This window comes from Bradyrhizobium sp. JYMT SZCCT0180, from assembly GCF_018130165.1.
Taxonomy (GTDB): Bacteria; Pseudomonadota; Alphaproteobacteria; order Rhizobiales; family Xanthobacteraceae; genus Bradyrhizobium.
The window spans coordinates 1-21,467 of sequence record NZ_JAFCLZ010000041.1 but is presented as its reverse complement, the minus strand read 5'-3'; the positions used below and the strand labels follow the sequence as shown (position 1 = coordinate 21,467).

The window sequence follows — 21,467 nt, the reverse complement described above, 5'->3', positions numbered from 1 at the left end:
CTCAATTGGGTCTAATCAGACGCTTCAGATCATCGACCTTGAGCTCCTTGGCTTTGCCCAGCTCCAGCAAATATCGTTTGAGTATTCCGTATTCGATGCCGATCTCAGCCACAACCTGGTCAATGTCCGACAATTGGTCCTCCTTCTTTGCTTTGTTCACAATCGCTGAAACTGAGCTGCGGTAGTACTCAAAGAGGTTGATCACAAGAGAGTCCAGATAACTCGGCACACGGCCGGCGTGCACCAAATTATTTCTAGCACGATAGATTCTATGGATTTGCCATTCCACTCGTTTTTCATGTGAAAGAATGGATGCTAAGGCAGATGCAGGATCTGAAAACTCACGATGGAGCCGATAAAGTCGATGCAAAACCAGTGGATTGGCGGAGCACACTTTGAGCAGTTCTTTTCGAATTGGATCATGCGCGGGCATCAGCATCACCGATGCAAATCTTGAGTGCATGTCGACGCTTGAGCCTAGCATGGCCTCGCGGTAAATCTGTGATGCGTATTTTTTGCGATACGTGACCAGCATCTCGTCAGATACTGCGGCAAATAGTAATCGGACATATCTCAGACAAATCACGGGGATAAGCAACTTCGTGTAGTGAACAATCCTCGCCGTGTTCATAGGAGGCTCGCTAAGAAGGACCTCTACCGCCGACCAAAGCGATATTAGCTTGTTTTCCAGGCTTGGCGACGTACGCGCGAGCGCGCCGGTATTGATGGACGCGGTCAGGCGCTCCGTCGATCTTCCATCGAAGTCGTTGAGAATCCGAATAAGGTATTTTCTGATGCTTGTAAGCTGATGGCCGCTGGTCGCATTGGTTCTATTTCTTTGAAAATTGATTGAGGTGATGGTTTCAACAACACCCGCCGATGCGCTGCCCTCCCTCACCACGTACATTTTTGGATTCCAATCCCACTGCCAAACCGTGGGCGCCAGATACGTGAACGCCCCCACCGAAGTGAACGTTTCATTTAGCGACGCGACCGCACTGCACGAATCGAGGGCGTCACGATCAGCCGTGACGACCAATGGGTATAGGCCGTCCGGATTTATGAGCGCTGCGATCGACGGGTCTATGGCCCACATAGCTTTCACAATAAAACCTAGCGGGGCCAGAAATCTACCGAACTCTTCAGCAACGGCGGCATATATCTGATGTTTCGCTGTCGTCTCTTGGAACCTGCCGAAAAATTCGCGAAGTGTATTGGCGTCGGGACTTGGGATTGGCGTCGCGTAGAAGTGCTCTTCCACTACCCGGGCGATGAACGTTTTTGCGAAACCGCGATTTACTAGATGACTGCAATAAAACGCAGTCGTTCTGCGAAACTCATTGCGCACGCCCGAAGTGCTGAAAAGATCCAGAAGGAGGGTTTCGAGTCTTGCCTTATAGTCATCCTCGTTAAGCTTCAGCAGCAGAACAATGTGGGCTTTCAGTTCGTCGAGAGAATATTGATTACCCGCAGTTAGTCGCGCAAACGAACCAAGCTCCGCCGTACACCTTTTACTTACAATCGGGTCGCGCGTGAGCGACCAGGCTAGTTCAGCTACGACGGGATGCAGTGCCAAAGCATTAATTCGACCATCTTTCACGTCGTCGATCACAGACAGCGCTTCGCGCAGTCGGGAGATGGTACAAAGCGTATAAGCTCTGTAGCTCTCGTAGCTGGTCGGACTTAACATCTCCGCCATCTGCTGAGCGAACATGAGAATGCCCCGGCTCGCATCGTCATTGGGCCACACGTGTTTGGGCAGTCTCATTCTTCCCCCATCGAGTTTCTTGAGCTGCGACTCTTCTATCTAAACCAAAGCTTGTACAAGATGGTTACCGCTACCGTCAAAAGAGCAGCCACACCTAGAGGCCCCCGACTGGTTTTCAAAACAGCCGCCAGGACAAGAACACTTCCAATAATTCGGCCATACGCCTCACTGAGAGCTGGCCCGTGTGCCAAGACCTGACTTAGGTCAGATTCAGGCCGAGCGTCACCGTTCACCTTCACGGGTGTTTTGCTAGTTGCCATGTCCAAATCCTCAAGCAGAGGTCGTGCCAGACCTACTTATGCCGTGGATGATTCATCTGCCTTAGCGATCCCTCGCCAATCCCTCTGTTATCCACATATGGCCTGGAGGCTCAAACGTTCCTATATTGTTCTCGCCTTTACTTAAATCATTGATTTGCACGACCAGTCGAGTCGTATTTCTGCTTTTCCGAACGACGTTCAAATCAGTTAGCGCCATGTACAACATCATGGCTTTTCGTTCCAACTGACAATCCGCGAGTCGACGGCCGGTACAGTTGTGCAACCGCAGGTCTTAAAACTCAATGGGAGAGCACCCCCGGCCAGGCTTATATTCCCAAGTGCCAACAATGGGTTACGGCCCTCGCAGCGCCCTCCTCGAAGACCCTATGTATTTCATGAATTTAATTTCAAACCGCGCTCGTAACATTACGGGATGTACTCGTCCGACGAGTCATCAGTAGGCCCGAGCCGTTCAACAATTACTTCGTCCACATTCCTCACTTTCACTTGTTACTATCGCACGTCCCAATCAGCGTGCCGTTCTCGTCATAAGTTTTCGTCACGTTTCCAACTTTCTCGATCCACCCTATCCCGGCCTGAGTAAGCTTGCGCTCCTCCTCACATGCCTCTTTTTCCTGGTCAGTTTCCGGCTTGATGGATGAAGACCCGCGAGGATCCCGTCGCAACTAGGCATCGCCGTGCGTTTTGTGGATCGCGCCTTTGGCTATCTGATCCATGGTCATCTTCGGCTTTTTGATCAACATCTGAGGCTTGTAAGTCTCAAAGAACCGCTGCCAGAATATGAGCACATGCTCCAGGATCTGCGATACGTCGATCCAGTGGACCTCGTTGCCATCTGGAAATCCGACATCGAGCGAGCGACCAATGTAGTCGTCATATTCATGTCCTCCGGCCTCGAACCTGAGCACCTGGGTCATAATACCTTTGGCATTGTTCATGCTGAAGTGCTTGGTCCCGTTGGCTAGACTCTCAACAACCTCAAAGAAGGGCTCTGCCGGCGCTTTTCTTCCCTGCGTTGTGGATCGCGATCAGCAGGGCATCCTGCCGAGCCAGATCTAGGGCCTGAAACCTTTCGCGCTACTCGCGCTCAGGTATAGTCATAGCAATCTCCACCACCTTCATATGGCGGAGAATACGGACCGCATCACAATTTCCAACATCGATTGAAGGGCATAAGGGGGCGTTCATGGGGATAGTCAAAGCCCGAGTTACGGGGCATCGGAAGCTTCACATCCACAACACGTTGGAGAACTTCGCAGGCTTCACGAAGGGCGTCATTGAGGACAAGATCAAAAGGAACGAGCGAGACGGGATCGGCTTCGACTACATGACACTGGGCATTATGTTGGCCTTCGATTTCGAGGCCAAAGTGAACTTCATGGGCGTGCGATACGTTAAGCCCTGGAACGAAAATCAGCGTTGGAAAGATAAGCTGAAGCTAGTGTTCAAGACCCTGGGCATGTCCGTGAATTGGAATAAGCGCCCCTATACTTCCCTGGTGAAGATGAAAACCTTCAGAGACACGATTGCCCACGGAAAGCCAGTTGACGAGTCGGTGGATTACGAGACCACTGACGAAGAGGCGAACATCAAGAAGACCTTCAATCTCAAGCAGGCTTGGGAAGATATGGTTACGCATGACGAGATCATGCAGGCTTATGACGATACCGAGGTTGTGTGGAAGGAGATGTATGAGAAATCGGGGATCGACGTCAACGAGCTACTGGACCAGGCGGAGTTCGCCATTGAGATCCGCGAGCGGCTGAGTAAATAGTTGCAAATTGAGCTGTGAGATTTGCCGTGGAGCGCAGGTGACGCCGGCATATCGTGAAATGTATCGCGTTCTCAAGCCGGGCAAGTTCTGCGTGACCTTCTACCGATGGAATAAGGCCGACGTGTTTTTGCAAGCTTTCCGCACCGCAGGCTTCCGCGTTGACATTTGGGCTGCGCAGCAGTTTTCGTTAGGGCGCCTTCAGCATTTCAACTTGGCATGGGCCTGGCGGAGAACGTTCTTATTGCCGGGTACCTCGACCAGCACCTCGGTGGTTGGCTCGTCTTCCCACACGTAAAATCTGAACTCTGCATTCGCAGGAAAATCCGCATCGAGAAGCACCGCAACTAGTGTTGCTTTGTCGTTCAAAAGTTCTGGCGTTCGACCTTGCATGAACTCGTTGAAGCGTAACATTCTCCCGCAAGCGAGATTTCTTCTGAGGGGGTTCCTTCATTTCGCACCTCGGTGTTTACGTTTCCTGGGCCCCCCTGGCAGAACGCAGGACTGCCTGGCTGGGGCAAAAGGTATCGAGCCTCCATATGGCGATTTCGAAGTCGGTTGACCTCGCCTGTTCGAGTGGGCTGACAGAACCCCACCGCGTTGGCGTTCATAAGCCTCTCAAAACACTCTAATTTGGAGAACCGTACCGAATCTGCGCAGTCCAGAGCTCCAGAGAGAAACGGGCCATTTGGAGAAGAACTAGCTGACCTCGCCTAATAGTCGACCAGCGCCCGAATCAAAAATCACTGCTAATGTTGGGCTTTATTGCCAACCAAGTTGCGCAGAGAATAGACGATTGCGGCCAAGCTGGCGGAGAGAGTGGCCGCCTTTTTAGCGTTCGGCAAGCCCCGGAGAGACCCGAAAAGCACCGGCGGCCAAACCACAAAAACCCTTACGCTGCAGTGATTTCCTCCCTTGTTCTTGCCCGTTTTGATCCGATATTGGTCGGTAGGTGCCGGTATGGCCGGGCCGGGAGTCGAGCCGGGGGTCTAGTTTCGAGGCGGAGGGGATTGTGATGGCGCTTACCATGCGGCAGGTCGCCAAGCTCACTGAGCCAGGCCGCTACGGGGACGGCAGCGGCCTCTACCTACAGGTTACGCCGGCAGGTGCCCGCTCGTGGCTGCTGCGTTATGAGCGCGGTGGGCGTGAACGCGCGATGGGCCTGGGACCGGTCAAAGACTTCACGTTGGACGAAGCCCGCGAGCGCGCCCGCAGGGCACGGCAGCTGCTGAAGGACGGCATTGACCCGCTCGAAGCCCGGAACGAGGAGCGCGCCAGGCGAACCTCCGAGAGCGCTCTGGCAGCGGCCTCGAATGTCACCTTTCGGGAATGCGTGGAGCAATATTACAAGTTTCATTCACGCAAGTGGAACAACGCAAAACATAGCGCCCAATTTCTCTCGACGATGGACATGTACGCGCACCCGGCGCTTGGAAAATTGCCGGTAGCAGCGATCGACAAGGCGCTCGTCCTCAAGGCGATCGAGCCGATCTGGTACACCAAGACCGAGACGGCAAGCCGAGTGCGCGGCCGTATTGAGGCCGTTCTCGATTTTGCGAAGACGCGCGGCTATCGGACGGGAGAAAACCCGGCCACGTGGGACAACAATCTTGTCCATGCGCTGCCCGCCCGCAACACAATTGCCAAGGTCGAGCACCACCCGGCATTGCCCTTTGCTGAAGTACCCAAATTTATGGCTGAACTCGCAGCTCGCGAGGGCATAGCCGCGAGGGCCTTGGAGTTTACTATCCTCAATGCCAGCCGCACGGGTGAAGTCATCGGCTGTCGCTGGTCGGAGATTGATCTGGGTGTAAAGCTGTGGACCATCCCAATCGGGCGCATGAAGGCAAAAAGAGAACATAGAGTGCCACTGACCAGCACTTCACTTGAAATTTTAAAGGCGCTACCGCGCGAGGGCGATTTTGTATTCCCCGGCGGTCGCAAGGGCGTTCCGATCTCAAATATGGCGATGGCTGAGGTATTGAAACGGATGGGTCGGCGCGACATCACCGTCCATGGCTTCCGTTCCACATTTCGGGATTGGGCGGCGGAGCGGACCAGCTATCCTAATCACGTCGTCGAGATGGCGCTCGCCCACGTAGTCAGCAACAAGGTGGAGGCCGCCTATCGACGAGGGGATTTGTTCGCCAAGCGCATGCGGCTCATGGCCGATTGGGCCAAGTACTGCATGACAACGCCGGTGAAAAAGGTGGCAAGCAACGTCACTCCGATTGGAAGGGCGGTGCAGTGACTAAGAAGGGCGAACCACTGAAGAGAGCCTCTAAGCCAAAGGACAAAGGAAACCTGCAGCTCCAAGCGTGGCTTTCAAACAAGAAAGGTCCTATCGAGACGGCCGCTTACATGGAGGCCAAAAGGCGTACTCGCAACGCTTGGAAATCTTCGGATTTTCAAACAGCAATGCACTATGCCGTGACCCTCAAAACATTGGAACCACTCGCGAAATTTCTTGAGTCAAAAGCCCTACTCACGCGAAGCGACAGGCTGACGCTCGCCCGCTTCGTTAGATCGCGGGAAGTACCAAAAGTGGGGCGGCCACGCGGCCCTTTGTCGGGCAACGTAGCTCAGCGAAACGCGGTTTATTGGGTCAGACTTGGCCAGCAAAAGTGGCTGAAGGAAAATGGACGCCAGCGGGTTCCAACATCGGTCACCGTTGTACTGATCGCAGATGCCATTAACTTGGCCTCAAAGGCATTTCCCTTGTTACCAAAGCCCCGCGCCGACGACGTTAGAGCGCTGGTGAACAAAGCTAGTCGCAAAATAATCGAGTGAATTATCGCCGACTAACCACTTAGATTTTCCGGTTCAATCCGCTTCGACTCGGCAAGCGCCGAGGGGTAATAACGGAGCGCAACATGACCCAGACATATCGCCTGAACCGGCTGTTTCGCCTACGCGACCTTCCGGAGTTTGTTGGACTGCGTCGCACGCAAATCGGCGAATTGATCAAATCCGGCGATTTCCCCCAACCGGTACCTTTAAGCGATTCCGGACGCGCCGTTGCGTGGTTGGAGTGCGATCTGGTCGCTTGGCAAAATGCGCGAATTGCCGCGCGCACTCGAATTGCCGACGAAGCCAAGGTGGAGGCTTCGTGATCCATGACCTCCCCCAAAACGGCGAGGCCCGCCACTGCAAGCGCAGTGAACGGGCCCCGGGATGATGATCGCTTCGCAGGCGAGATCGTAACAACGATACCATCAATCAAGGCCCCGACGCAACAATCGTTCGTGCCAACACAGGCCATACCGGTAGTTACCGGCATTCGACGCAGGTCGTACGGCAAGCCCGCGTGGCTGGTGACGATCGAAGGCGTCTGCAACGAAGAGCCCATTCGGGATCGGAAACTGCACCGATACCGCAGGTTCTGCGCCGCCATCGAATGGAGATTCGGTGTCACCTTTCATCCGATGTCGCAGGCTGATTGGTTGGCCATCCTCGAAAAGGCGATCGCTGCGGACGGCGGTGCGTCATGAGTGCCGGTACTGGGCCCATGCTCAGCATCGCGCTGGATTATATAGTGCGAGGGTTTGGTGTTGTCCCGATCGGACATAAGCGAAAAGCGCCGAATATTAAGGCATGGGAAAACCTCGACATCACGACCGACAACGCTGCCAAGTTTTTCAACGGCGGTGAGCAGAATATTGGCGTTCTGCTGGGGGTCAGATCAAACGGCTTGGCCGACGTCGATCTCGACTGTGCTGAGGCCGTCAGTCTGGCCCCCTACTTCTTGCCGCCGACTGAGGCAGTGTTTGGGAGAGCTAGCAAGCCGTCATCCCATTATCTTTACTATATCGACGATGCTCGGGAAAAGGCGACCGAGCAACTCAAAGACGAGAAAAAGCAGACAGTCGTTGAATTGCGCATGGGTGGCGGACGCGCGGCCGCGCAGACGGTCTTTCCAGGCAGCACACACCCGAGCGGAGAAGCGATTGAGTGGGCAAAAAATGGCGAGCCCGCAAAATCGAACTACGGGACACTAAAGCACGCGATTACGAAGATAGCTATCGGCGCTATGCTAATACGTCAATGGCCAAAGGGTAGCGGCCACGAGGCAGCCCTCACCGTCGGCGGCGTTCTCGCGCGATGTGGCTGGGAGGGGGAGGAGATCGGTGATTTCGTCGGCATCCTTACACGCGTCGCTGGTGAACAACCAACCGAGGATGACAACAGACGGACAGCAAGAGACGCCGCCGAGGCTCACGCCAAGGGAAAGCATTCATACGGCTTTCCGAAGCTCGTTGAGGACTGGGGCGAGAAGTCGGCCAGGGCGATCGGCAAGATCCTCGGATACAAGGGTGATAAATCGGCGGACCGAGCAGTGTCGACGGGAGGCCTTGAATGGCGCGAGCGCCGAAAAGACGGCTCGCCATTGCCGACCATGCACAACGCGAGACTCGCCATAACTGCGCTCGGTGTTCAATGTAGCCGGGACACCTTTCATAATAAGACTCTATTTGGGTATAGCGGCGACAGCATGCGACATGAGCTGAAGTCACTGGTGGGGGAGGTGACGGACGACGGCATCATAATGTTGCGTCAGATGATGTCGGAACACTTAGGCGTCGATCTTGAGGACAAGGCGACCCGCGACGCGGTCAAATCGTTGGCGCTCGAACATTGTTTCGACCCTGTGCGCGACATGCTCGATAATGCTGAAAAGAATTACGACGGCGAACTACGCCTCGACCGAATGGCCGTCGATTATTTTAATTGCGACGACACGCCGCTCAATCGAGCCATAATACGCAAAACCATGATCGCCGCCGTGCGTCGTGCGCGAAGCCCCGGATGTAAGTTTGATACTATCACCGTTATGGAAAGTCCCGAAGGTTGGAACAAGTCGACGGCCTGGCGGATACTTGCGGGGGACGGAAACTTTTCCGACGAGAGCATTCTTGGGCGAGGTAGCCGCGAGGTGCAGGAGCAACTCGCAGGCGTCTGGATACATGAGAACGCCGACCTCGCCGGCATGCGCAAAGCAGAGGTGGAGCATGTGAAAGCCTTCGCCAGCCGCCAGGTTGACCGAGCGCGGCCAGCCTATGGACATTATGTTTTCAACCAACCGAGACACTCGATCGAAATCGCAACGACCAACAGCGACGAGTATCTGCAATCGCAGGATGGAAACCGACGATTCCTGCCGGTGGTGGTGCGGAAGGCAATCGACCTCGATCTACTGAGACGCGACCGCCAGCTATTGTGGGGAGAGGCTGCAAAATACGAATCTGCGGGGGAGAGTATCACCCTGGATGAAACGTTGTGGCCAAAGGCTCGCGATGAGCAAGAAAAGAGGCGCACCAGACACCCGTGGGAGGACGTCCTCACCGATATTCCCGATCGCGTCGTGGTAGATTTAGACGCTGCCGTGCAAATTATCCATCGCCTCGAAGGTCAGGAACGCGTGAAGAGTTCGGACTTGCTCACCTATGTATTGCGAGTCCCCGTGGGGCAGCAGCGAAGAGATCACAGCATGACGCTTGCGACCATAATGAAGCTAGCCGGTTGGGAGCGGCACCCAAATAGCAACAAGGTCACTATCGGCGGTAAGCAGGTTCGGGGGTACTTTCGGACGGTCGACAAGGCGCTTTAGTGCTAACCAACCAACCCAACCTGGGGAGCACCTGGAAGCAGACGCGTCTCAGCATGTTGGGGTAACCATTGCCACAACGGTCCGATCGCTACCCCTAGCCGATATCTGCCAAAAAGGTTGGTTAGGTTGGTTAGGTTGGCTAGATTGGTTGAGTTGCTGCGGTCATTGACAGACCTGAAAAACAGCAAGGTTGGCTAAAACCAACCTCGCCTGCAGTGTCGGCCTGCTGAGCCCAATCAATGGCTGTCACCGCAGTCAACGCTGCCCGGGCGAGCTCGCTTACAAAGCCCCATCATTTGGTATAAAATCACAAACAATCAAAGGGATCGAACTGTGCCCAGAGGTGGAAAACGCGTTGGTGCTGGACGGAAGCGGGGGTCTAGGAACGTCCGACTAGCTGCGCGCGAAGAAGCCATGCGCGTTGCGGGTATCGAGCCTAAGGCATTTCTGCTTCAGGCGCTCGCGCATCAGCACAAGATCATTCAAGAGGAAGTAGCAAAGGAGAAACCAGATGCGGCTGCTATTGCAAGGGCATATGCAATAGGGGCTGAGTATGCTTCCCGTGCTGCGCCTTATTGCCATCCACGACTCGGACAACTCGATATAAGGGATCGCAGTTTAGAGCGCGTATTACCAACGCAGATCACGATGACGATCGCCGACGCGATGGAATCCTACATGCGGATTCTGAACCGACCGGCCGAACAAGTTTCTGTACCCACTGTTATTGAACATGATGCTGCAGAACACTAACTGGCCGCCAGATTATGTCCGCGTCTGGCTCGATCGTCAGACTCGCTACGAGAACTTGATCAGCTCCCCCGCACACATCGTCGGTGCGATCGAATATTACAGGACGCGCCCGGTCGAATTTATCGAAGATTGGTGTCAGACGTTCGACCCACGTAATGCCGGCACTAACAAGCCGACACGGTTGCCACTCATCTTGTTCTCCCGCCAGCGCGACTTCATCGAATTTCTGCATGAATGTTTGAAAGGAGAAACTGGGGGTCTCGTTGAAAAATCCAGAGACATGGGTGCAACGTGGCTGGCTGCTTCATTTAGCGTTTGGCTGTTTCTATTCGTGCCTGGCGCAACAGTTGGCTGGGGCTCGCGCAAGGAAGGACTCGTTGATCGCATCGGCGATATGAGTTCGATATTCGAGAAGATCAGGTTTCAGCTCCGTTCCATTCCCCGACAATTCTGGCCGGTCAAATTCACTGAAGACAACATATCGTTCATGCGTATTTGGGCTGCTTCAGGTGAATCAATAACTGGCGAATCCGGGGACGACATCGGGCGCGGTGGTCGTACGCTCATCTACTTCAAGGACGAATCAGCGCACTACGAGCACCCCGAGTCCATAGAGGCAGCGCTCGGCGACACCACGCGTGTCCAGATCGACATCTCCAGCGTCAACGGTCTCGGCAACGTATTCCATCGCAAGCGCGAGGGCGGCGTCGAATGGAACCCAGGCAAGCAAGCGGTTCGCGGTAAGACCAACGTCTTCATCATGGATTGGTCCGACCATCCCGACAAGACGCAGGCTTGGTACGACGAGCGCCGCAACTTAGCCGTGGACGCCGGGCTGTTGCACGTGTTCGCGCAGGAAATTGATCGAAACTATTCCGCTTCCGTCGAGGGCGTGGTGATCCCCGCCGAGTGGGTGCGGTCCGCGATAGACGCGCACGAGGGGCTGGGCTTTGGTGATGAGCGCAAGCACGCGTGCTACGCCGGACTCGACGTGGCTGATGGCGGGGGCGACCGTAACGCAATGGCGATACGGGAAGGAGTCACCCTGCGGTCCGTTGAGCAATGGGGAGAACGAGACACGGGCATCACCACTCGCCGAGCCCTTGATGCTGCTTCGGCCTACGCGCGTAAAGGGCGACGTATAAAACTTCAATACGACTCGGTGGGCGTGGGAGCTGGGGTCAAGGCCGAGGGCAATCGCCTAAAGGACGACGGCCTGATGCCAAAGTTCGTCAACCTCACGTCGTGGAATGCTGGTGCTGCGGTGCTCAACCCCGACGATCGCGTGATCCCGCACGACGACGAGAGTCCGCTTAACAAGGACTTCTATGGAAATTTGAAGGCTCAGGCGTGGTGGCAATTGCGTCTGCGCTTCGAGCGCACGCACCGTGCGGTCCGGGACGGCGTGAAGTACGACCGCGACGAACTGATCAGCCTGCCTTCCACGCTTCCCCTGCTCCGCACGCTCGAAAAAGAACTGAGCCAGCCGACAATGGGTAAGAACTCGCGCATGAAGCTAATCATCGACAAGCAGCCCGAGGGCACGCGCTCGCCGAACCTCGCGGACGCAGTCGTTATGGCGTACTGGCCGGTCGACGAGCTGGCGTACGACACTTCGCTCGAATGGGTTTAATTTACAGCCCCGCGGCGCCGCTTGAATCGCAGCGCCTAGCGGGGGCTTGGATTATAAATTCTCTAGTAAAAACAATTGCTTGCGAGCGCGGTCACGCAAAGTGCCACCCGTATAGCGTACTTTGCTGTCCGTGGCGCCCCCTTAGCAAACTCCGGATTCTCCGCGCCAGCGGCGCCGACAACCGGCCTCCGGGCCCGATCCAAGTGGGCAGCGCGCAGTGGCCGCTTCCAAGCCAGAGGCCCTTTGCCGGTACAGCAGCGCCCGCACGTGCAATTTTTTGGCCTTCCCCTGAAATTTTGCCACCGAGCCTAAAGGCACGCCGCGCCCCCCGCGCGCACGACAAAATTTACAAAAAGCCATTCATTACAGTATGTTATCTGGATTGTAACAGGCCAACGCCGGTTGCAGTGTTGTGCGTTTTAGGATTATAATCTCATGCCCAAGACCGCCATTGCATACATCCGCGTTTCGACCGTGCGACAGGGGAAGTCAGGCCTTGGACTCGAGGCTCAGCAGGCGGCGCTCGCCAGGTTCGCCGAAGCCGAGGGGTACGACATAATCCAGACTTTCAAGGAGGTCGAAACAGGCAAGGGTGCGGATGCGCTCGATCGCCGACCGCAACTCGCGGCGGCGCTGAAGCAAGCCCGGAAGCTCAAATCGCCGATCATCGTTGCCAAGCTCGATCGGCTGAGCCGAGACGTTCACTTCATTAGCGGGTTGATGTCGCAGAAGACGCCTTTCATCGTCGCCGAGCTTGGCGCTGACGCCGACCCGTTCATGTTGCATCTGTACGCCGCGTTGGCTGAAAAAGAGCGTGCGATGATCTCGCGACGCACTCGGGATGCGCTCGCTGCTAAAAAGGCTCAGGGCGTTAAACTGGGCGGGCTCAACGCGAGGGGCATTGCGAACCGCGACGAAGCGATGGAACGCGCCGAGCAGTTGCGTCCGATCCTGACTGAACTCGCGGGCCGATCCGCGCGGGCCACGGCCGCGGTGCTAAATGAGCGAAAGATAGCGACCCCAACCGGCGGGAAATGGCACGCCGCTACCGTAATACGCGTTCAAAAGCGGATTGGAGAAAGGCACTCAGCCTGTCGCGCCGCAGTTTAGTTCGAGCGCGCCGAACCTCGCGGACGCCAGCTATGGCGGGCTGTGTAGGCGACTAGCTGGCGATTTGAGCAACCGGGAGATTCGCAGCGCAGGCACAGCAACCGGCCCCCGGCGCCGTCCAATGGTGCACCCCACCCACTTAGCCAAACACTGCCATATGCCAACAGGCCGCCCATCAGCAAAACAGCGGCGCGTGGCGGTAAGGACGAATCGACCATGCGCCAAACGCGCATGACGAATGGCCAAAAGCGTAGCCGGTGTGATTGCTACGCTGCAGGTGCGCACGGGTACGACCTCAATGCAATGGATCGGCGGGAACCGAGCCCGACCAGGCCCCCCGCTGTGGCAGAATCCCTACTTTCTTTTCCAACGAAGATGATGACCAAGGCGGCGATCGACTACTCGGCCGCCATGTCGATCCGACGGCAGAAACAGGACGCTCTTATCGGATTCTCCGCCCGCGCCTGCGCTAAGTCGAGCCGCTGCTTGATCAAAGCCGTCTCGACCTTTTCTCCTCGACGGACCAGGCATTCGTGCAGCCCGTGCAGCGACCACAGATTATCGGGGTGCTGGCATGCCCGGCTCAATTTGCCGTCAAGGCCGAGATCAGAGCGATACACCTGCTCGGCCTCCTCGATCCGTCCCTGTTCGAGGAGAAGTGCTCCGAGTGCGTGACGGGTCGGCTGCATCCATCCCCAAGGCTCGTCATAGGGCAGCGAGTCGCTGAGCTGGACTGACCTGCGCAGGTGGGCGAAGGCTGCGTCATGATTGCCCTTTCGATATTCCAGTTCGCCATTCAGCATCGCCTCGGCCACGCTCAGCAGACTGACGACAGTATTGTTGTGGACGCGGCGGCTCTCGGGCACCCGGGTCTTCGCCGCCAGGAACAACGCCTTCTCAATCTCGGCTTCGGCGACATTGCCAAGCGCCGAATGAGCGACCGCCTTGGCGTAGTGCAACATGGCGACAACCGAGCAGTAGAGGTCACGATCTTCCGGTAGCGCTTGTTCGATGATTTCGCGCCATTTGCCGAAGCGCACGAGGACGTGCTGCTTCATCGTCAGGTAGCCCTCGAGGAAATCCGCCATCGGAGGCGATTCAATGCGCAACACCGCCTCTGGGATTGTGGCGATCAGTTCCTCGGCCGCCGCGATTGCGGGTTTGTACTGGCCAAGAAACATTGCGCCATAGATCGCGAAGTGGAAGTCGTGGATGACGTAGACCAGATAGACACCCGGATCGTCGGAATAGGCAAGGAACCTGCGGTCGGTCGCCAACGCCTTCTGATTGTAGACAAGGACGTCATTATAGTGCCCACACAACACGTCGAGATGCGTCGACATGTGGATGAGGTGACCGGAGTCGGGGACGATCTCGCGCAACCGATCACCGGCCCGCAGTGCCCGCTGCGGAAAAGGCGACATCTCCATCAGGTGGACATAGAGATGCAGTAGTCCCGGGTGATCCCATGCAGCCGGAAGTCTGTCGAAAGCGTCTTCCAGCACCGCCCTGCATTCCTCGGTACCCGCACCCTCCGCAGGCGCGCCGGAGGGCAGGTCCCACATCTGCCACGGTGTCTCGTTCATGAGCGACTCGGCAAAGACCGCTCGGACCTCGAGATCGTCGGGAAAGGCAGCGAAGACCTTGCGCATTATCCTGGTGTAGGCTTTGTCCCATGGCGCCATATCATCGATCGCCTGGCGCTGGGGATAGCGCGCGGTGAGGGCCTGGATCATCGCCCGCTCGAGCGCACTTGCCTTCCGGGCGTGCGCAAGCGCTTCCTGCAGGGCATCGTAAGATGCCGACAGCGCCATCTGTCGGCCATGCGGGTCATAGCGGACCCAAGGCAGGTTATAGTTGGGCCCCGAGGCATAGCTTACGCCCCAGTGCGCCATGGCGCATTCGGGGTCGTGCTTCAGCGCCTTCTGAAAGCACTTGATAGCCTCGCCATGGTTGAACCCAAACAGCCAGTTGAGACCTCGGTCGAACCAAAGCTGGCTATCGGGCGATGACGTGGTCACTTTGCGGCTATACGGACCGAGATCAAAATAGGTCATGCCCATTCTCCATGATCGCTTCTACCTTGAGCCGCGTCGCTGATTGGTTCGGGATGCAGCGGCTGGCTTGGTGTCGCTTAGCCTAGCGCTTTTCCGACGGGACGACGAATGAGAAAAATCGAGCGCCCGCGAACTTCTGCTCTCCCCCTATCACGGGAAGCGCCCGGTCCCCTCGCCGTGGATCAGGGAGCAACAAACTCTGACTTAAGCGATAACTCGGAAATAGGCGTTTGTTGCTGCGGTGCGCCTAAGCACCAAACGTATGAGTTGGAAGCATCGGTATATATCCCTTCATCGCCTGCATGACAGGAACAGAGCCTCAACAGCTTGCGTTATTCATTTGTACTATTTGTTTGTGAGGCCGTCCCATGCGCCCTATTTTTGGAATAATTGCAATCGTATCAGTACCGGTTTGGTGGTGCGCAAACGTAGATTCTGCTTCAGCACAGACCTTTCTTGATCGATGGTCTATCATTCCAAAAGCGCACGCAGAACCGGCACCCGAGGCACAGGACCAGCCCAGACAGGATCCTCCGCTTGAGCAACCCCCGACCGGAGGGGAGACGGCTCGTCGTCCGGAAGAGCGCTCAGCCCCTCGATCTTCAAACCGGGTTTTTTCTGGAAAAGCCTCTTACTATTCATATCCGACAGGAAAAACAGCAAGCGGTGCCCCTTTCATTCGGAATTCACTGACCGCTGCCCACCGCAACCTACCGTTCGGTACAAGAGTTCGTGTAACTGATCTTGCGAGCAGCAAGTCCGTAGTAGTTCGTATCAACGACCGGGGACCCTGGGTTCGCGGCCGGGTCCTCGACCTTTCGCTCGGCGCTGCGCGTCATTTAGGAATTACGGACCGCGGCGTGGCCCAGGTTCGCGCTGAAGTATTATAGGTTGTGTCTGCTAGCGGAAAGTCTCGCAGCAAGATGGATCGAGCTACAGGGCCAATGTATACTAGCGTCATTCGCGTCGGTTTGGCCGGACCACGGCGACTTCCGGTCTACCCCGGTGAACGGACAATCTCAGGACCAGGCAGGCATGTCTGCCAAAAACAGACATGGGCACGCTAAATGACAAGGCTCAGACGCCCTTTTCCAGTGTTTCGAGCGCGCGGCGCAGCGTATCCGCCGCCGCCTTGCGCTCGTCCCCGGACATGCGGTCGGCGTCGAGCTCAAGCCGAAGAAGCGCCGTGCTGGCCTGTTCGGCGTCCTTTGCTCCCATCACCGCATAAGTCGCGACCGGCTGCGCGATTCCCTTGACCTGCACGTGGCCGCGCTCCTCGCACCGCGTCTCGTCCTTCACGAGCGCGTAGGTCTCGAAAGAGATCAGCACGCCGCCCGGCGGTGCTTCATGCTCAAGCCGTGACGCGAGGTTCACCGTGCCGCCGACCATCGTGTAGTCCATGCGGTCGTCGCTGCCGAAATTGCCTACGGTGCAGTAACCGGTGTGAATGCCGATCCGGCAGCGAAGCGGCGTCTCAATGCCGGTGTTACGCCAATCCTCAGCCAGCTCGCCGATGCGTTTCTGCATCGCGATCGCCATCTGGACGCAGGCTAGCGCATCCTCCTTCACGCCCAGCGTCGCCGGATCGCCGAAGAACATGACGATGGCATCACCGACATATTTGTCGATCGTGGCACCGTATTGCAGCGCGATCTTCGACATTTCAGTGAGATAGTGGTTGAGAAGGTGAGTAAGATCTTCCGACTCCATCTTGTCCGTGATCTCCGTGAAGCCGACGAGGTCGGAGAAACACACTGTGAGTTTCTTGCGCGTGCTCACGATCTTGACGTCTTGCCGACCGGTGAAGATCGAGTCGTACACCTGCGGCGCGAGGTATTTAGCGAGTTTCGAGGATAACGCGGTGAGGGCGTTAGACTTCTCGGTCAAGTCCTGCTCGCGCTGCTTGAGTTCCGTGATGTCGGAATAGACCGCGACGGTGCCCCCGTCCTCGGTGCGCCGCTCGCTGACCATGACCCACCGACCGTTGTTGCGACGCTGCACCTGCGGCTCGCCGGGGTTGCGATGCTGGCGCAGCCGCTCCGCTACCCACTCTTCAACGCGGCCTGTTGCATCCGGGACGTAGCCGCGCTCCGCGGCGTTCCGAATGATACTCTCGAACGTCTTTCCCGCGCTCAATTCGATTTCCATGCCCGGGTATAGCAGATTGCGATAGCACGAATTGCAGATAACCAGCCGATCCTCGCCGTCGTAGCAGACGAAACCTTCCGAGATGCTTTCAATCGCTTCGCCGAGTCGACGCTCACTGCGCAAACGCGCCTGTTCCGCGCGACGCAGCGGCGTTATGTCGTAAAGCCAGAACAGTCGTTTGCCCCCGGACACAGCGACGTGGCCGCCAGCGTAGGCGACCTGGACATAGGAAATGAGCAGAGTGAGAAGCTCACCACGCCTGGTCTTCCAGACGACCTCTTCGTTGAGCAACTGGCCGCCGCGCGCTCGCAGCAACTCGATGATGCGCTCGCGGTGGCCAAGGTCGTGCCAGAAAAGCTTGGTATCAAACAGCTCCAGCTCGTACTTCTCGTAACCGAGCAGATCGCGCATTCGCCAGTTGTGGAAGAGGATCCGCCCTTCCTCATCGACGACGCATACGGCCGCCGGGCAATAATCCAAGATTTCGCGAAGCTGGCGCTCCTGCTCGACGACCTGAAACTCGTGCTGGGTCAGCGCCGTGACGTCGTAGACCCACAGTACGCGCTTGCCGCCGACGAAGCTGATGTGGCCACCGCGATAGGCCACCTGTGCATAGGTCAGCAGCAGATGGAGGAGTTGGCCGCTCTTGGTGCGCCACACCACCTTTTCGTTTAGAAGTCGCCCGCCACGGTCGCGCAACGACGCGATGATCTGGGAACGTTGATCGAGGTCATACCAGAACTCGCTGGTGTGGATGCGGTCGAGCTCGTCTTTCTCGTATCCCAGTAGGTCGCGTAGCCGTGCGTTGTGAAACAGTAGCAGTCCCTCCTCGTCGACCACCAGCAGGGCCGCCGGGCTGTACTCCAGTATTTCGCAGAACTGACGCTCGTGCTCGGCAGCTTCTGTGTCGGCGGGGCGGCCGTCATTGGTCGCCATCGATCCGTTCTCTGTCGTATCAGAAGGCATGCGGTTTCAATCGGGCTGTTCTGGCTAACCCTAGCATCATCTCGCAGACAGCGAACGAAGACATTCCGTCGCGCACGGCCGTTGCCGGCCCCGGGTGTCCGAAATAAACCATTTTCGGAAGTCGACCTGCACCAGCGACTTCCGATCTTCCTCCATGAACTGACGTTGGCCTTTGCCTAAATCTGGTGTGCCTCAACCGCATCCTCGTTCCATTCAATGCCAACCCCTGGCACGTCTGGAATATGCAGGTGCCCGTCTCTGATCGCGTATGGCTGCTGCAAGATTGGATCGGCCCAATCCTGCCATTCGAGCCAGTGCGCCGTCTCAGTAACCCGCATAACGTGGGCGGCCACCTCCGGATAGAGATGCGTAGACATGGGGATCCCCGCCGAACCCGCAATGGCCGCAGCCCGCATCCAGCCAGTGACTCCGCCAATGCGCATGAAATCAGGCATGACAAGGTCGCACGCCCGGCGCTGAAGGGCCTTGTGCATCTCGCGCGGGCCGTAGAAGTTCTCCCCGATCTGCAGCGGCGTCTTCAGTTCGGCCGCGAGCTGGGCATAGCCGTCGAGATTGTCGTAGACGATCGGCTCCTCGATCCAGGCTAGCCCGTGGTCGTCGATCACATGGCAACGCTGAAGCGCCTCGGCCAGGGTTAGCCCCTGATTGAAATCGACCATCAGATGAATGCCGTCGCCAACGGCCTTCCGTACAGCATCCAGCGTCGCAAGATCATCGGCAATTCGTTCGCGCCCGAGCCTGAGCTTCAGGCCTGCGAATCCGCCCTCGTCGCGCAATTCGATTGCTTCGGTGGCGACGGCCTCCGGTGATTTTAGCCACAGACCATTGCTGTTGTAGGATTTCACGGGACCAACCGTGCCTCCGAGCAGCACGCAAAGTGGCTGGTTCGCCGCCTTGGCCAGCGCATCCCACGCTGCCATGTCGAGGCCAGATGCGGCGATCATCGACAAGCCTTCGTAGCCGACGAAATGCAGCGACTTGCGCGCTGCGTCGAACAGCTCGACCGGAGCGAGCCGGTGTCCTTTGAGCATGTCGCCGAAGTCATGCAAGGCGGGCACCAGGTAACGCATGGACTTCACGACATAGGGTTCGAGGTAGCTTCGGCCCGTGATCCCTTGCTCAGTCTGTAAATCGATCAGGATAACCGGCCACTCGGACAGTGTGGCGATGCGAGCTACGACTGGCCGCTTGAGCTTGAGGACAATGGCGCGAGCGGTGATGCTTCGTATGGTCAAAGGATCGTGCGACATGCCGGGCACCCGGGTTTGATGTCTGGGATGAGCACCTTTCATCTTAGGCCGCCGTCGTGTAAATTCACTATTGAGTATACTTTAGCAAAGGCGGTGCCGTGCCAAGGTCAGCGGGGCAGACACGAGGACGTGTCCTGGAAGCGGCTTACAAACTCTTTCGTCGCCAAGGGTACAACCGCGTCACCATGGACGACATCGCTGAAGCGGCGAAGCTCACCAAGCGCACGCTCTATCACCACTTTAACAGCAAAGATCAGCTGCTCGCCGATGTGCTCGAATCTCAGCATCATTTGGCGTTGCAGGCTTTCCGCACCTTCGGAGACAATCTCTCCGGATCGGCCGAGACCATCGTCGAGGCCATGTTTCAGGATCTTGCCGTTTGGGCAGACAGCCCAAGATGGGCTGGGTCCGGATTCACACGTCTCGTCATCGAACTCGCGGACCTGCCGGGTCATCCGGCAAGGCTGATTGCTCGCCGACACAAAGCCCAATTGGAGAAATGCTTCGCGGAGCTATTGGCTCGATCAGGGGTCGCCCGCCCAAACGAGCTTGCCCGAGCCGTCTGGCTCCTGTCAGAAGGCGCGGTCTCTCTGATTCTCGTCCATGGTGATCGTGGGTATTCGGCTGCAGCGTGTGAGGCCGCAATCACCCTCGTTCGACATCACTTGAAGGAGTGAGCAATGCCCCGACCGGTGCCGTCGACGGTCGAGACGAGAACGTCTCTTAAGGGTCACACTGAGACCTTGCGCCGCGTTTAGTCTGGGTCCGTTCATCCTCCGACAGCGGACATGTCGGACTAGCGGGAACAGGTCGGTTTCGTGGCAGAACCAGACATGCACCGCAGCAAAACTATTCGATCACCTCGTCGGCGCGAAGGAGCAACGAGGGCGGCACAGTGAGACCGAGTGCTTTGGCAGTCTTCATGTTGATCACGAACTCGAATTTGGTCGGCTGCTCTACCGGCAGATCGGACGGCTTGGCGCCTTTGAGTATCTTGTCCACGTAGCCGCCTGCACGGCGGAACAGATCGGCTACATCGGGGCCGTAGACGATCAATCCGCCATTGGCGAATTGTCGGGAGAAATGAATCGCAGGCAGATGATGTTTCGCCGCAAGCGCGACAACTCGGGGGGCCTCGACAACGATCAGAGTATCGCCAAAAATAATCATTGCATCGGCGCGCTGAGCGGCAGCCGAGGCAAAGGCAATGTCGAGTTCCTCGGCCGTAGTCGCCTCGACTATCGGCAGAGCCACGCCTAGGTTGCGGGCCGTGTTGGGTACCTCCTCAGCTAACAGCAGCATGTGCATCGGGTTGTCCCGATTGGCTAGGATCGCAATTTTCGAGGCGCCGGGCACCAGTTCCCGGAGGATTTCTATTCGTTTTGCGACGAAAGCTCCTGGCACGTAGGTCGCAAGCCCCGTGATGTTGCCGCCTGGACGCGATAGGCTTTGGACGAGGCCAAGTCCAACGGGATCGGCCACAGCCACGAATACAATCGGAATGGTGGCAGTTGCCGATTTCAGGGCTTGGGTTGCCCGTCCTACCGCAGCGACGAGCACATCGGGGCTAAGAGCAATCAGGTCGGCGACGGAAGCTGGCAGTCGGTCCGGGGGCTGGGAAAAGCGATATTCGATAATCAGGTTTTTTCCATCCATCCAGCCGTGGTTTCGCAGCCCATCAAGCAACGCAAGTTCGACCTGATTGAGGCCCTGTCCGCTCCCGTCACCTATGGCAAGAAAGCCAATCCGACGACGTTGCCCTTGCGCCGACGAACGTCTTGGCAAAGCGAGCAGCGCCGCAGTAGCCGCTATGAACTCCCGCCGCTTCATTCGATCCTCATCGCAGTTTGAGGATGACGGGGCGCAGAGTATCACGTCTCGATGGTCGTCGCACTACGGGTACAAATGTTGCGTCGCGAATGCGGCGTGCGGCAGAAGACCGTTATGGGTCATTCGCGTCGGTTTGGCCCGATCACGGCGACTTCCGGTCTACCCCGGTGAACGGACATTCTCGGGATAGGCGGGCATGTCTCAAAGATGCCAAACTCGGACTCATGCGCCGCAGCAAGCAGCCCGCCTATTCAATCACCTCGTCGGCGCG

The 21,467-nt window shown here is 57.2% G+C and carries 18 protein-coding genes; 11 read left to right on the top strand and 7 right to left on the bottom strand.

The genetic code is table 11. The annotated features are described in order from the left end of the window. Position 1 precedes the first annotated feature (1 nt). Entirely contained in the window at positions 2 to 1,768 is a 1,767-nt protein-coding gene (locus tag JQ641_RS36960) for a hypothetical protein (protein WP_212002157.1), read from the bottom strand. 946 nt (positions 1,769 to 2,714) lie between these two features. Continuing rightward, entirely contained in the window at positions 2,715 to 2,987 is a 273-nt protein-coding gene (locus JQ641_RS36955) for a hypothetical protein (protein ID WP_212002156.1), read from the bottom strand. Positions 2,988 to 3,235: 248 nt separating this feature from the next. Here JQ641_RS36955 and JQ641_RS36950 point away from each other — a divergent pair, with 248 nt between their 5' ends. Next, a complete protein-coding gene (locus tag JQ641_RS36950) occupies positions 3,236 to 3,823 on the top strand; it encodes a hypothetical protein (protein WP_212002155.1) in 588 nt (195 codons plus the stop codon). Between the two features lie 198 nt (positions 3,824 to 4,021). Here JQ641_RS36950 and JQ641_RS36945 read toward each other — a convergent pair whose 3' ends face one another. Next, positions 4,022 to 4,234 carry a hypothetical protein gene (locus tag JQ641_RS36945; RefSeq protein WP_212002153.1) on the bottom strand — a complete coding sequence of 71 codons (213 nt, stop codon included), beginning with the start codon at positions 4,232 to 4,234 and terminating at the stop codon, positions 4,022 to 4,024. A 601-nt stretch (positions 4,235 to 4,835) separates the two neighbouring features. Here JQ641_RS36945 and JQ641_RS36940 point away from each other — a divergent pair. The 8 genes from JQ641_RS36940 (at position 4,836) to JQ641_RS36905 (ending at position 12,924) form a co-directional block, all read left to right on the top strand. Next, complete coding sequence (locus tag JQ641_RS36940) at positions 4,836 to 6,071, top strand: tyrosine-type recombinase/integrase (RefSeq protein ID WP_212002152.1); 1,236 nt, start codon at positions 4,836 to 4,838, stop codon at positions 6,069 to 6,071. Continuing rightward, the gene (locus tag JQ641_RS36935) at positions 6,068 to 6,610 is read left to right on the top strand and encodes a hypothetical protein (protein ID WP_212002151.1); all 543 of its coding nucleotides are present in this window, start codon (positions 6,068 to 6,070) and stop codon (positions 6,608 to 6,610) included. The genes JQ641_RS36940 and JQ641_RS36935 overlap by 4 nt, the downstream gene beginning before the upstream one ends. 83 nt (positions 6,611 to 6,693) lie before the next feature. After that, positions 6,694 to 6,933, top strand: coding sequence for a helix-turn-helix transcriptional regulator (locus tag JQ641_RS36930; protein ID WP_212002149.1), 240 nt, complete (start codon positions 6,694 to 6,696; stop codon positions 6,931 to 6,933). Positions 6,934 to 6,936: 3 nt separating this feature from the next. Then, complete coding sequence (locus JQ641_RS36925) at positions 6,937 to 7,311, top strand: hypothetical protein (RefSeq protein ID WP_212002148.1); 375 nt, start codon at positions 6,937 to 6,939, stop codon at positions 7,309 to 7,311. Then, positions 7,308 to 9,428 carry a VapE domain-containing protein gene (locus tag JQ641_RS36920; protein WP_212002147.1) on the top strand — a complete coding sequence of 707 codons (2,121 nt, stop codon included), beginning with the start codon at positions 7,308 to 7,310 and terminating at the stop codon, positions 9,426 to 9,428. Before JQ641_RS36925 ends, JQ641_RS36920 begins: the two co-directional genes overlap by 4 nt. A gap of 414 nt (positions 9,429 to 9,842) precedes the next feature. Further along, a complete protein-coding gene (locus JQ641_RS36915) occupies positions 9,843 to 10,181 on the top strand; it encodes a hypothetical protein (RefSeq protein ID WP_212002145.1) in 339 nt (112 codons plus the stop codon). Beyond that, positions 10,162 to 11,814 (top strand): hypothetical protein, encoded by a 1,653-nt coding sequence (locus JQ641_RS36910; RefSeq protein WP_212002144.1) that lies wholly within the window; start codon positions 10,162 to 10,164, stop codon positions 11,812 to 11,814. Before JQ641_RS36915 ends, JQ641_RS36910 begins: the two co-directional genes overlap by 20 nt. Positions 11,815 to 12,249: 435 nt before the next feature. Continuing rightward, positions 12,250 to 12,924 (top strand): recombinase family protein, encoded by a 675-nt coding sequence (locus JQ641_RS36905; protein WP_212002142.1) that lies wholly within the window; start codon positions 12,250 to 12,252, stop codon positions 12,922 to 12,924. A 398-nt stretch (positions 12,925 to 13,322) separates the two neighbouring features. On the opposite strand, the gene JQ641_RS36900 is transcribed toward JQ641_RS36905, so the two are convergent. Further along, positions 13,323 to 14,981: a tetratricopeptide repeat protein gene (locus tag JQ641_RS36900; protein ID WP_212002141.1), complete on the bottom strand. Its 1,659-nt coding sequence runs from the start codon at positions 14,979 to 14,981 to the stop codon at positions 13,323 to 13,325. A 368-nt stretch (positions 14,982 to 15,349) separates the two neighbouring features. On the opposite strand from JQ641_RS36900, the gene JQ641_RS38955 reads away from it, so the two are divergent. Continuing rightward, positions 15,350 to 15,871 (top strand): septal ring lytic transglycosylase RlpA family protein, encoded by a 522-nt coding sequence (locus JQ641_RS38955; RefSeq protein ID WP_212002140.1) that lies wholly within the window; start codon positions 15,350 to 15,352, stop codon positions 15,869 to 15,871. 187 nt (positions 15,872 to 16,058) lie between these two features. On the opposite strand, the gene JQ641_RS36890 is transcribed toward JQ641_RS38955, so the two are convergent. Both JQ641_RS36890 and JQ641_RS36885 read right to left on the bottom strand, forming a co-directional pair. After that, on the bottom strand, positions 16,059 to 18,065 hold the full coding sequence (locus JQ641_RS36890; protein WP_212002138.1) for a PAS domain S-box protein: 2,007 nt from the start codon (positions 18,063 to 18,065) through the stop codon (positions 16,059 to 16,061). Between the two features lie 206 nt (positions 18,066 to 18,271). Then, positions 18,272 to 19,366 (bottom strand): enolase C-terminal domain-like protein, encoded by a 1,095-nt coding sequence (locus JQ641_RS36885; protein ID WP_212002136.1) that lies wholly within the window; start codon positions 19,364 to 19,366, stop codon positions 18,272 to 18,274. A gap of 98 nt (positions 19,367 to 19,464) precedes the next feature. Between JQ641_RS36885 and JQ641_RS36880 the strand changes: the two genes are divergently transcribed. After that, positions 19,465 to 20,043: a TetR/AcrR family transcriptional regulator gene (locus JQ641_RS36880; RefSeq protein ID WP_212002135.1), complete on the top strand. Its 579-nt coding sequence runs from the start codon at positions 19,465 to 19,467 to the stop codon at positions 20,041 to 20,043. 172 nt (positions 20,044 to 20,215) lie between these two features. Here JQ641_RS36880 and JQ641_RS36875 read toward each other — a convergent pair whose 3' ends face one another. Then, positions 20,216 to 21,196, bottom strand: coding sequence for an ABC transporter substrate-binding protein (locus JQ641_RS36875; protein WP_212002134.1), 981 nt, complete (start codon positions 21,194 to 21,196; stop codon positions 20,216 to 20,218). Between the last annotated feature and the right edge of the window lie 271 nt (positions 21,197 to 21,467).